8 protein-coding genes and 1 tRNA gene are annotated in these 11,919 nt (G+C 60.0%); 3 read left to right on the forward strand and 6 right to left on the reverse strand.

Translation table 11 applies throughout. The features are described 5' to 3' along the window. The first annotated feature begins 184 nt into the window (after positions 1 to 184). Positions 185 to 1,639: a hypothetical protein gene (locus JF616_06115; GenBank protein ID MBW8887321.1), complete on the forward strand. Its 1,455-nt coding sequence runs from the start codon at positions 185 to 187 to the stop codon at positions 1,637 to 1,639. Positions 1,640 to 1,746: 107 nt separating this feature from the next. On the opposite strand, the gene JF616_06120 is transcribed toward JF616_06115, so the two are convergent. The 4 genes from JF616_06120 to JF616_06135 are packed head-to-tail and all read right to left on the reverse strand — an operon-like array spanning position 1,747 to position 6,439. Further along, on the reverse strand, positions 1,747 to 2,628 hold the full coding sequence (locus JF616_06120) for an SMP-30/gluconolactonase/LRE family protein (protein ID MBW8887322.1): 882 nt from the start codon (positions 2,626 to 2,628) through the stop codon (positions 1,747 to 1,749). Positions 2,629 to 2,660: 32 nt separating this feature from the next. Then, positions 2,661 to 3,626 (reverse strand): C-terminal binding protein, encoded by a 966-nt coding sequence (locus JF616_06125; GenBank protein ID MBW8887323.1) that lies wholly within the window; start codon positions 3,624 to 3,626, stop codon positions 2,661 to 2,663. Next, on the reverse strand, positions 3,623 to 5,221 hold the full coding sequence (locus tag JF616_06130) for an aldehyde dehydrogenase (NADP(+)) (protein ID MBW8887324.1): 1,599 nt from the start codon (positions 5,219 to 5,221) through the stop codon (positions 3,623 to 3,625). Before JF616_06130 ends, JF616_06125 begins: the two co-directional genes overlap by 4 nt. A gap of 12 nt (positions 5,222 to 5,233) precedes the next feature. Beyond that, on the reverse strand, positions 5,234 to 6,439 hold the full coding sequence (locus JF616_06135; protein MBW8887325.1) for a fumarylacetoacetate hydrolase family protein: 1,206 nt from the start codon (positions 6,437 to 6,439) through the stop codon (positions 5,234 to 5,236). Positions 6,440 to 6,713: 274 nt separating this feature from the next. On the opposite strand from JF616_06135, the gene JF616_06140 reads away from it, so the two are divergent. Together JF616_06140 and JF616_06145 are read left to right on the forward strand one after the other, a co-directional pair. Beyond that, on the forward strand, positions 6,714 to 7,403 hold the full coding sequence (locus JF616_06140) for a TIGR02147 family protein (protein ID MBW8887326.1): 690 nt from the start codon (positions 6,714 to 6,716) through the stop codon (positions 7,401 to 7,403). Between the two features lie 8 nt (positions 7,404 to 7,411). Then, the gene (locus tag JF616_06145) at positions 7,412 to 9,847 is read left to right on the forward strand and encodes a putative Ig domain-containing protein (GenBank protein ID MBW8887327.1); all 2,436 of its coding nucleotides are present in this window, start codon (positions 7,412 to 7,414) and stop codon (positions 9,845 to 9,847) included. 147 nt (positions 9,848 to 9,994) lie between these two features. On the opposite strand, the gene JF616_06150 is transcribed toward JF616_06145, so the two are convergent. Then, positions 9,995 to 10,071 (reverse strand) — tRNA-Pro (locus JF616_06150). 247 nt (positions 10,072 to 10,318) lie between these two features. Further along, on the reverse strand, positions 10,319 to 11,809 hold the full coding sequence (locus JF616_06155) for an ammonium transporter (protein MBW8887328.1): 1,491 nt from the start codon (positions 11,807 to 11,809) through the stop codon (positions 10,319 to 10,321). Positions 11,810 to 11,919: the final 110 nt, after the last annotated feature.

The raw sequence follows: 11,919 nt of genomic DNA on the forward strand, positions 1-11,919 counted from the left end.
CGTAAACAAAAATCCCCCACCAAAGCGCCGAAACCGGCGAATAAAGGCATTAAAAAGCTCAGAAATGGAAAAGACTTTATGCAGCAATGGAAAGGGTCCTGAAGTTATAGGGATCTGAATCGACGCATCGATACTAGGGGGATTGAGTATGCACTTACGGACGGTATTGGGATTGGCCCTATCCATGGGGCTGGCGGTCAACGCGCAACAGGTCAACGTTCATGGCAAAGTGACGGATGGCACCGGGAAGGCGGTGACGGGCGCGACGGTTACGCTGGCTCGCCTGAAGCATAGCGCGACGACCGGGGCCGACGGCTCCTATACATTGAATTTCACCGTGGACGCCATTCGGCAACTATCCGATGCGCAATCCCGCGATATCGTAATGGAAAAAGGGGTGCTCCAGCTTTCCATGGCCGTTCCCGCTCCCGTTAAGATCGAGATCTTCAACGCGAAGGGAAATCTTCTGAAAAGGGAAGCGGTGGAGAAAGCCTCCGCGGGGATTTACCGGATGGACCTCGTCGGGAAGCTTCCCGGGGAAAACCTGTTGATCGTCAAGGCTTCCGTGGGACGGGAATCGCGGACGTTCAAATATTTCCCGATGGACAATGTCGTCGGGCAAATGAAAATCTCGCTGGAGAATACGTCTTCGGCCGGCGCCCGGCTCACGAAGGTCGCGGCCACCGTCGATACCCTCAAGGTTTCCGCCACGGGCTTCGCCGCCAAATCGGTAGAAGTCGCCTCCTACGATGCGACGATGGACGTGACCCTGCAGGCCTCCACCGACATCTGGGGTGGCCTCAAGAACGCCCCGATCAAAAGCCTCGGGTGCGGGAAGGATCTGGGAACCATCATTCCCAAATCCGGGACATACACTATTTCCAGTGCTGGAGGCCGGGGAACCTACATCATCAGTCTCCCGACTAGTTACAACAAAGACACACCCTACCAATTGGTTTTCGGTAATCACTGCATGGGCGGTTCCGCCGCAAGAGTCGCGGCAACCGATAATGGGGATGATCTGAGCGGATATTATTCTATCAAAACCCTGGCGGACAAGGACAATATCCCAGGCATCTATGTTGCTCTCCAGGGAAATAGCGACGGTACCTGGAATCTACCCAATGACTCGAAATTCTGGCTGGGTGTACTGACTTTGGTGGAAACCAATTTGTGTGTTGATACCACACGTGTCTTCGTCACTGGTTTCAGCTTCGGCGCCATGTTCTCGTATGTGCTTTCCATGGAATATCCGGAAAAAATCCGGGCCGTGGCCACCTATGCTCCGGCCAACTATAATATGACTCAGGCAACCAACAGGCATATTCCGATTGCCTATTACCAGACAACCGGTACCACCGATGGTACGTGCCCATGGATCCATAGTGACGCGTCGCAACAAGGCGGGAAATATTGCCTCTTGCAGCATATGCAAGACAATGGGTGCACCTCCACGGCTGCGGATATCAAGCTTGCAACCGGTAGCACTCATGTCGTCAACGAGTTCACGGGATGCAAAACAGGGTATCCGGTGAAATTCAGTTCATTTGTCGGCGGACACCAGGCCGTATATACGGATCAGGGGACGACTGGAAACTTTATCGAAAAAGAAGCCTGGCAGTTTTTCAAGCAATTCTGAACGGTTCGGCCGTCATGGGTGACGGCCATACCCCGTCTTAATCCCGCGCTCTGCGGAGTGCTTTGGGTTTGGTTCCGACGGCTTCCGGTTTACCGGAAGCCGTCTTGCTATCCGGCGAAATCCGGCGTCGGCAATCCCCGCACGCCGGGTTTGCAGGCGAACAAGCTTCCCGCGAGAGGTTGCTTGCGGATATCCGCTTCGCTCATGCCGTAGCGGGCCGTGGTGATGAAAAGCGTATCCAATCCCGCGCCCGCGAAGGTGCAGGAGGTTACGTTGGGAACCGGCAGTAAAAGGGTCTGTAGGCGTTCTCCCTTGGGGGAAAAGCGCGTCACGCGGCCGCCGCCGAAATGGCAGACCCACAGGCAATCTTCGGAGTCCACGGTGATGCCGTCCGGGCCGCCCTCGTCGGCGCCTAGTTTCACGAACTCGCGCTTGTTGCGGATTTCGCCGTCGCCGTCGAGGTCGAAGGCGTAGACCAAGCCCTTCATGGTCTCGTTGTGGTAGAAGGTCTTCTTGTCGACGCTGAAGGCCGGACCGTTGCTGCAGATGTATCCGCTCTCGATATTCTGGACGGATAAATCCACGTTAAGGCGATAGAGGCTCCCGGTCGCGTCCCGCCAATTCGCTTCGTCCACGGTGCCGGTCCAGAAGCGGCCCAAGGCATCCGCCTTGCCGTCATTGAAACGATTGCCCGGTATGTCGGTTTCGAATTCCGCGATGACGCGCGGGGCCACGATATCCGACGAGAAATCGAAAAAGGCGATGGCATGCCGCGTCGTTCCTACGAAACCCCCGCGTCGGCGCGGGGCCAGGCTGGTCACCTCGGTTGCGAAGGACCAGGTTTTCCGGGCCTTGTCCGCAAGTCCATATCGGTGGACCTTCTTGCCCACCAGGTCGACCCAGTAGAGGGAATTCTCCCGCTCCACCCACACGGATCCCTCGCCGAGGATGGCCGGTTCTTCCCAAACGCATTCCGGAGTAATCGACATGCCCGCTCCTTTCGGATTCATTCAGCGACGGTTCACGCCCGCGATTTCACGCCCGCGCATTCGCAACGAAGCGTTTGGCCCGTCAACCCGCGCTCCACGTCCTCGGCCGCGAAGCGCTGGAGCCTCACGATGCTGGCCGCGCTGTAGTAAGCGATATGCGGGGTGAGCAAGGCGTTGCGGCAAGTCCGCAAAGGATGGTCCGCTTCCAAGGGCTCGCGTTCGAACACGTCGATGCCGGCATGGCCGATGGTGCCGGCGTCAAGGGCCTGGGCCAAGGCTCGGGTATCGATCAGGCCGCCTCGCGAGGTGTTGATGAGGATGGCGTTCTTTTTCATGGCCCGTAAGCGCTCGTCATTGACCAGATGACGGGTTTCCGGGTTGAAAGGCAAGTGCAGGGACAGGATGTCGGCGCGCGCGAACAGGTCGTCCAGCGAAAGCTTTTCCGCGCCTATGGCCTCCAAGGCGTCCGCGGGGACGTACGGGTCGTAGGCGCCGAGCTTGAAACCGAAGGCGCGCATGCGCTCCAACGTGGCCCGGCCGATGCGCCCCGCTCCGGCCACGGCGAAGAAAAGATCCTTGCAAGAGAGCACCGGCTTCGGAGCGACGGAGGGCCATTCCCCCCGGCGGATGGCGGCGTCGAAAAAGGGAAGTTGCCGCAAGAGCGACAGGGAGAGGGCGGCGGCGTGATCGGCTACTTCGTCGATGCCGTAATCGGGCACGTTGCAGACGGGTATTCCCCGGACCTTGGCGGCCGCCAAGTCGATATTGTCCAGGCCGATGCCGTAGCGCACGATCACCTTGCATTTCGGGAGGCTCGCCAGCACCGCGTCCGTGATGGGGACGTATTGCACGAACAGGGCATCCGCGTCCCCCGCCGCGGCGATCACTTCGACAGGCGTCTTGCATTGGAGAATGGTGAGCGGCCAGCCGTTGCGGTCGCACATGGCCCGCTCCTCGGCGAAGGACTCGAAATTGCAGTCGGTGACAACGACCTTCATGCCGTCTTCACGGGCTCGCGGGTCAGCTTGCCATTCACCTTGCGGAAAATCCCGTGGGGATTTTCGTCGCGAAGGGCCTCCGGAAGCAGCGCGTTGGGAACGCCTTGATACGCCACCGGCCGGGCGAAGCGCAGGATGGCATCCTCTCCCACGCTGGTGAAAAAAGCCAGGGACGCGGCGGGATATGGGCCGCCATGCTGCATGGAGGGGCAGACTTCAACGCCGGTGGGATAGCCGTTGACGATGACGCGCCCGGCCTTCTGCTCCAGGATCTCCAGGAGTTCGGCGACCTGGGCCCGATCATCCCCGTCGGCTTGGATGGTGGCGGTGAGATTTCCCGCGAGATTGCGGGCCACTTCCCGCATTTGCCCGGCATCGTCGCAAACCACGAGCAGGACGGCGGGCCCGAAGATCTCCTCCGAGAGCTTGCGATTAGACAGGAAGGTTTTCGCGGGGGTCCGCAACACGACATTGGGCGGCGTCAGAACGCTTACCTCGGGGTCATCCACGAGGGTAAGGACATCCACCCCGGAATGTTGCCCTGCCTCGCCCACGGCTTCCGCGAAAGCCTTGCCGATGCGGGAATGCAATAGCACGCCGCGCGGCTTTTCCGCGAACTTCTCCCGCAGCCCATTCTCGAACGCAGCGAACGTCGCATTCTTTACGGCCACCACCACGCCCGGCGAGGTGCAGAATTGGCCCGTACCCAGGGTCGCCGAGGCGCTTAAGCCGGAAGCGATGGACTCGGCACGGGACTTGAGCGCCCCCGCGCAGACGAAGACCGGATTGATGCTGCCCATCTCCGTGAACACGGGAATGGGGACTTCGCGCGCGGCGGCGAGGTCCATGAAGGTGCGCCCGCCTTTGAGGGACCCCGTAAAGCCCACGGCCTGGGTGAAAGGATGCTTCACCAGGGCGGCGCCCAGTTCGTGGCCGTTGCCTAGCAAAAGGGAAAACACGCCCCGGGGCATACCGCGGGAGCGGATGGCCTTGTCGACGGCCTGGGCGAAGAGTTCGTTGGTGGCCGGGTGGAAGGAATGCCCTTTCACGACGACCGGGTTGCCGGCGGCCAGCGCCGAAGCCGTATCGCCGCCCATGGCGCCGAATGCGAAAGGGAAGTTGGACGCGCCGAACACCGCGACGGGGCCGATGGGTCGGAGCATGCGGCGGATATCGGGCTTGGGAGCCGGTTGGCGATCGGGCTGGGCGGTATCGATGCTGGCCCCCACCCATTGCCCATCCTCGGCCAATCGTGCGAAGGCGCGGATCTGGCCGCAGGTGCGGGCGCGCTCGCCGGTCAGGCGCGGTATGCCGAGGCCGGTTTCCCGGTCCGAGGTTTCCAGCAACCCTTCGCCCAGCCTCTCGATTTCATCCGCGATGGCGCTCAAGAAACCCGCGATGGCCTTTCCGCCGAGGAGCCGATACTCCCCATAGGCTTCGCGGGCCGCGGCCAAGGCCTGCTCCGCTTCCGCCGCCCCGCTGCTGGCGTAAGTGGCCACGGTTTCGCCCGTGCGCGGGTTCAGGGACGAGAAGCTTTTCCCGTCCGGAGAAACCCATTCCCCGGCGATGTACGATTTTTGGTTCAGGGGGATCATTCCGGATTCTCCTCAGGCTTTCAGCAATCCGCGGCGGTGCAGGTTTTTCATGAGCGCGGAAATCCCGAACTCCCAAGGCGGCGCCAAATGGCAATGGGTCACCCGGTTTTCCAGGGTGCCCAACTTCTCCGCATGGATGCGCACCACGTCGCCCAACTTATGGGTGAAGCCTTTGCCATGCCCGTCGCGATCCTGGGTCGGAGCGAACAGCGTGCCGGTGAACAAGGCGATGCCGTCGGGATACTGATGGTTTTCGCCCAGGGTTTGCGCCACCAAGTCCAGGAGATCGCGGCTAATCTTCCGCATTTGGCTGGCTTCCTCCAAGCGGAATCCGTCCGGCCCTTCGATGGTCAACCCCACATCCTGACGACGCACATCGTCCAGGGAAAAGGTCGCGTCGAACAACCGGATGAACGGGCCGATGGCGCAAGAAGCGTTGTTGTCCTTGGCCTTGCCCAACAGCAGGGCGCTACGGCCCTCGATGTCGCGCAGATTCACGTCGTTGCCCAAGGTCGCCCCGGCCACCCGGCCTTTCGCGTCCACCAGCAACACGGTTTCGGGCTCGGGATTGTTCCATGAGGAGACGGCCAGGATGCCGATCTCCGCTCCCGGCCCCACGGCGGAGAGCGGCTGCGCCTTGGTAAACACCTCGGCATAAGGCCCGATGCCCACCTCGAGGTATTGCGACCACATTCCTTGGCTCTTGAGCGCCTGCTTCAATTCCTCCGCTTGCGGTGAGCCCGGCTTCACCCCGGAAAGATCCGCGCCGATGCGGGCCTGGATGGCCGCGCGGATGCGATCGGCCTCGCGGGCATCGCCGGAAGCGCGTTCTTCGATCACCCGTTCCAGCAGGCTGGCCGCGAAGGTGACGCCGCAGGCCTTGACCGCCTGGAGATCCACGGGCGCGAGAAAATACGGGAGGGTCGCATCGCGCCCGGTCGCTTTGGAAGCGGCCATGGTGTTGGCCATGATTTCCCCGAAGCGCCCGATGCTGCGCAATCCGGAAAGGCCGGCGTCTGCTTTGGAAAATCCCCGGTTCAGGAGTTCCGCGCAGGTGGGCGCGAGAGGGGAAAGATCGAGGACGCCCTGTTCGGTCAAAAGCACCGGTACGGGTCCGCCGATATCCGAGCCGGAAGCGGGGAGCCAGGCCCGGCCGATCAAGGTGCCGGCGAAGCCGTCTTTGGGGAGGTAGGAGATCGCGTTTCCGGTGGGGGACATGGGTCTGCTCCAGGACTAGGAGGATAAAGATACTTCCGGATTATTACTTTCGCCCCGGGCGGGCTCCCTTCGCGAAGGCATGCTCCCTTAGAAACCGTGTCCGCGGAACTACGAGGGAAATGCCGCCAGGTATACCCTGCTCATTGGCTTCGGATGGCTTGCTTTGAGGCAATCCAGCATCTTTCACCCGTTTACCGAAGTTCCCGGCGTACGAAAAGATCGTACGATTTTTTGCGCCGCCGCCTTATGGATCGCTCAGGGATCGGCTACCATTATGCCAATGGAAGCAGCTGCCGTTTCGGTCTTCGCCTATGCGGACTACCGCGTTTTCCTGAAGGATTATTACGAACGGGCCCGGCGGATCGACAGGAGGTTTTCCCACCGGTATATATCCTCCAAAATGGGATTCGCGTCGGCCAGTTGGTTCAACGATTTGCTGAAAGGCCGGACCAACCTGGCTGGCACCCACTTGGTCAAGCTGGCCGGCCTGCTCAAGCTGAAGGATACGGAAGCGGATTACCTGGAAACCCTGATCCAATACAACCAGGCGAATTCAAAAAAAAAAAAAAACCGTTACTACAAGAAGCTGAACCCCGCTCTGAAAACCTCTCAGGCAAAGGAAGCCATTAGCCTCCTGGAAAAGCTCGGGTTCATCCGCAAAGATGCTCAAGGCGCCTTCCGTCCCGCGTCCGCCATGCTCAAGAAGGATGCGTCCTTCAAATCCTTATACGCAGCGAATTACCTCAAGGCCAATATGGAATTGGGAATGCAGGCCCTGGAAGGATTCCAGAAAGAGGAACGGCATATCTCTGCCATAACGCTTTCCTTTTCCAAACCGGGATTTGACAAGGCTATTTCTGAAATCGAATCCTTACGGAAGAGGCTGATGGTCTTGATGAAAGAGGATACGCGACCGGATAAGGTTTTCCAATTCAACGTGCAATTTTTTCCGGTAACCAACTGAGGAATACCATGAAGACTACGAGGATCGGGATATGCGGCGTCATGCTGCTGACGGCTTGCCTGTTCGATGGAAAACAGGCTAACCGGGGTTCGGTGGTCGACAATGAGCTGGCTGGACAGCTTTTTCTCGGGGACGGCAGTGCCGCCGCGGGAGCCCGCGTTCGGGTGTATCAGGTCAACCACATCCCGGACTCTTCCGCCGCGGCCTACGTGACCACCACGGACCATGCAGGCCGTTATACCCTCGCTTCCCTGCCGGAGGGAGAATACAACATCCTCGGCGATAGGGATGGTCTCTATTCCTACCAGGATTCCGTCTCGGTGGGCGGAACGTCCGACTCCCTTCCTTCCGATACCCTTGAAGTTCCCGGCAGCCTCGCCGGATTCGTCGGGCTTGAACCCAACGACAACCCGCGATCCGCGATCGTACAAGTTCTCGGGACCAATAATTTCGTCAACGTCAACGAGGATGGAAGCTTCAGGCTGGAAAACCTTGCGGCCGGACGGTACCGCTTGAAAGTGGTGACCACTCAACCCAATTACACTCCCCTGTTCGTCCCGCTCTTGGCTCGGACCGGGTACCAGGATACCCTGGCGGATACCTTGCGGCTGCCATATACCGGAATACCGGTGGTGACTGGAATGAGGGCTACCTATGATACCTTGAACGGCATAGTCCACCTCACGTGGGATCCGGTCAAGTACGTCAATCTGTCGCAATATCTGGTGTTCCGCGATTCGTCCGCGACTATCGAGCTTTCCCGGCAATCCATCGGCTTGGCGACGGAAACGGCTTTTTCCGATACCCTACTCTTGCCTTCCCGCCACGGACTTTTCACGCAGCAGGATACGACCGATCGCCACCTTGAGTACCGTATCAAGGTTCGCAGCAAATCGGATACGGTAGGCGCGAACTTCGGCTTCGTGCCCCTATTCGCCGTGGCGCCCGCCAAAGTACGGACCTTCCTAAGCCTGGATGTCGTAAAGGTCACTTGGGATTCCGCTATCAACGCGGATTCAACCATCCTGGCTGCGCACCTCAGCAATTTAATCCGGGGTTTGACGGAGATTTCGTGGGCCTTGGGCAGTCCGGATTCGGTTGTCAAAGTCCGGTCCCTAAACGGGCTCCATACGCTTACCGACTCTCTGGGGTTTAACTGGTCTGCGCAGGGGCCTTATAAGGCGTATGTGAAGGTGAGAGATTCCCTCGGATTGATTTGGGAGGATAGCCTTTCCATTCACGGAAACAGCGCGCCTAGCATCGGCGGAAATCCGGCTACACGCATACGGGTGGGCCAGGAATTCCTTTTCACGCCCGCCTTCGCGGACCCGGATAGCGATGCTTTGCGATTTTCCGCTACGGCGCTTCCGTACTGGCTCACGTTGAACTCCGCCACCGGGCAATTGCGAGGCACGCCCAAAAGCCAGGATAGCGGGACATACTCCGGCGTGACGCTCAAGGTCACCGATGGAAGGCGGGAAGCGTTCTTGCCGCCCTTCGATCTCAAGGTGAGCGAAAACCCCTGGATCCTGCGCCGAGACGTACCCGCTGTTGGCGCCAGCGGTTTTTATGCGCATTACTTCCTGCCCATAGCCGGGAAAATCTATGCGGGCGTAACCTATGCAATGCATGATCTCAGCCCAGATACCCTGTTAATCTATGACCCGTCGACGAATAGCTGGTCGGGCCGGAAGCTTCCCTTTGCGCCTTACAACACATCGCCCCAGGCGCTGAACGGGAGAATCTTCTATCTGGCCCCCGGCAAAGCCATGCGCTCCTATGATCCCATTGCCGATTCGATGCGAACCTTGACTTCTTCTCCAATCGCCGACCCGGGCATCTACGGCCGATCGGCCGTGTCGGAAGGCAAATACTATTACATGTGCGGCGGCACGGATGGCGATTGCGGAAACGGATCCAGTGCGGATGGACTAGCGGTGTATGACCCGGGTTCGAACGCGTGGACGCTTAAATCCCCGCCCCCTTTCAAGTCGAAGCGGATCCTGCGCCTAGGTACGCCGGTCGGCGTGGGCGGCAAAATCTATCTCGTCGGAAGCTATCCGGCCGACACGGATCCGGCAATCACGAATTTTCCTTCCAGATCGGTATTGGTTTATGATCCGGCCACGGATGCATGGAGCGATGGTCCGGGTATGGATTGGGCGGTCGCGGGGGGAGGTACATGCGTTGCGGGTAATAAGCTATTCGTTGCGGGCGGCGAGTCCGGCGACAATAATTTCGGCCCAGTTCCCACAAGCGGTATGGATGAATTCGATCCCGCAGCCGGAGCCTGGACTGGGAAGACGGATATGATCGCGAAAATCGGTTCCCCCTTATGCGCGGAAGTCGGAGGGAGATTTTATGTCCTGAACCGCAGGGACGAATCGGTTTCCAATTCGAATTTCTTATTGCTGGAATATGATCCGAGCAAAGACGGTCCGTGAATAACGGATCGCCATCCTTCCGGAATGGATGCCAAGGGAAGACCACAGCCGGAGTATTTGGAAATAAAAAGCCCGGGCCCAGTGACCCCGGGCATATCCCTAAAAAGCGAAACCCCCTCGGGAAGGGGGTTTCGAATCAGAGAGAGTTGGTCGGGATGGCGGGATTTGAACCCACGACCCCTTGCTCCCGAAGCAAGTGCTCTACCAGGCTGAGCCACATCCCGTCGACCAAGGGCCACCAAAGTTAGCATAGGCCCCCGGAACTGCCAACCGCCAGGGCCCTTTGCCCGCGTATTTCTTCCCCAAAAAGAAAGACGGGCCCCTCCGATTCGGAAGGACCCGCCTTTTTTCGCACCGGCCGAAGACCCAGGTCTCCGCGGGGTTCGCCCCTCGGCGGCGTCCAGCCGCCTTAGCCGTTGCTTTTTCCTTCTCAAGTGGAGATACCCTTCGGGATGCTCCACCGAGCGGTTATTACTCCTCCGAGTAGTGATACCCGGCTTCGCCGTGGTCGATGAAGTCGAGGCCCTGCAGTTCCTCGTCGTGCGACGGGCGCAGTCCCACGATCACCTTCACGATGAAGGCCAGCACGGTGGTGCCGATCACGGCCAACGCGATGGTCAGGCCGATGGCCTTGAGCTGTTCGATCCAAAGGGTGTTGCCCACGATGCCTTTGAGGTTCGTGTTGAGGTTGGCATTCACGTCGGCGGTGGCAAGGAAACCGGTGAGCAAGGCGCCCAAGGTTCCGCCCACGCCGTGCACGCCGAAGGTATCCAGCGCATCGTCATACTTGAAGATGGCCTTCAACTGGGTCACGGCCAGGAACGGGATCACCGCGGCGAGCACGCCGATGATGACCGCGCCCGTGGAGTTCACGAAGCCGGTGGCGGGAGTGATGACGACGAGGCCGGCCACGGCGCCCGAGCAGAAGCCGAGGACGGTGGGCTTGCCCTTGAAGATCCATTCCATCATGGGCCAGACGGCGCAAGCGACGGCGGTGGCGAGGGTGGTGGTCATGAACGCGTTGGCGGCGACCACGTCCGAGGCGACGGCGGAACCGGCGTTGAAGCCATACCAGCCGACCCACAGCATGCCCGTGCCGATGGCGGTGAGCGTAAGGCTATGCGGGGCGAAGTGCTTGTTGCCGAAACCGACGCGCTTGCCCAGGATGAGGCAGAGCACCAAGGCGGACCAGCCCGAGGACATATGCACCACGGTACCGCCGGCGAAATCGATGGCCTTGATCTTGGCGGCGGCGTTCCACACGCCGTTCATGAAGCCGTCGGCGCCCCACACCATGTGGGCGAGGGGGAAGTAGACCACCAGCATCCATCCCAGGATGAAAAGCATGATGGCGCTGTATTTCATGCGCTCGGCGATGGCGCCGATGATCAGGGCCGGGGTGATGATGGCGAACATCAACTGGTACATGGAGAAGACGTTATGCGAGACCCAATACGCGTAATCGGTATTGGGCGCGCTGGTGACGCCCTTCAGGAAGGCGAACGACAGGCCGCCCAGGAAAGGCGAGCCATGCGCGAAGGTGAAGCTGTACCCGAAGGCCCACCACAGAATGGTGATCATGCCCGCGCAGCCGAAGCATTGCGCGATCACGGACAGGACGTTTTTGGTGCGGACCAGGCCGCCGTAGAAGAGGAAAAGGCCGGGCAAGGTCATGAACAGAACCAAGGCCGCCGAAGCCATCATCCAGGCGTTATGGCCGGGACCCGGAACTCCGGTCAGCTTGGTGGGCGCCGAGTTCGTGATATAGGCTTCCAGATCCGCGATGCGGACCAGGGTGGCCGAATCCACCGTGGTCGCGGGAGCCGCGGCTGCAGGTGCCGCTGGGGCGGCGGTCGCCGTGGCCGGGGCGGCGGCGGGGGCAGTGTCGGCGAAGCTTGCCGTTGCGCCTAGCAGGCTTAGGGTAAGCACCCAGCATGCAACGAGCTTGGATCTTAGGTTCATTGGTATCCTCATCTTGGGTTCCTCGATTAGGGAGTCGTCGTCCTTCCAGCGGCCTCGATCATGGTCTGTCTTCCAGCGGCCTGACCCTGGATATGCGAGTAAGGCTTTAG

Source organism: Fibrobacterota bacterium (assembly GCA_019509785.1).
In the GTDB taxonomy this organism is placed as follows: domain Bacteria; phylum Fibrobacterota; class Fibrobacteria; order UBA11236; family UBA11236; genus Chersky-265.

What these genes read in the sequence shown, in the direction of transcription:
- JF616_06140 (MBW8887326.1), top strand. Translation starts at nt 6,714, where the DNA reads ATGCCAATGGAAGCAGCTGCCGTTTCGGTCTTCGCCTATGCGGACTAC.
- JF616_06120 (MBW8887322.1), bottom strand. Translation starts at nt 2,628, where the DNA reads ATGTCGATTACTCCGGAATGCGTTTGGGAAGAACCGGCCATCCTCGGC.
- JF616_06145 (MBW8887327.1), top strand. Translation starts at nt 7,412, where the DNA reads ATGAAGACTACGAGGATCGGGATATGCGGCGTCATGCTGCTGACGGCT.
- JF616_06125 (MBW8887323.1), bottom strand. Translation starts at nt 3,626, where the DNA reads ATGAAGGTCGTTGTCACCGACTGCAATTTCGAGTCCTTCGCCGAGGAG.
- JF616_06135 (MBW8887325.1), bottom strand. Translation starts at nt 6,439, where the DNA reads ATGTCCCCCACCGGAAACGCGATCTCCTACCTCCCCAAAGACGGCTTC.
- JF616_06155 (MBW8887328.1), bottom strand. Translation starts at nt 11,809, where the DNA reads ATGAACCTAAGATCCAAGCTCGTTGCATGCTGGGTGCTTACCCTAAGC.
- JF616_06115 (MBW8887321.1), top strand. Translation starts at nt 185, where the DNA reads ATGGGGCTGGCGGTCAACGCGCAACAGGTCAACGTTCATGGCAAAGTG.
- JF616_06130 (MBW8887324.1), bottom strand. Translation starts at nt 5,221, where the DNA reads ATGATCCCCCTGAACCAAAAATCGTACATCGCCGGGGAATGGGTTTCT.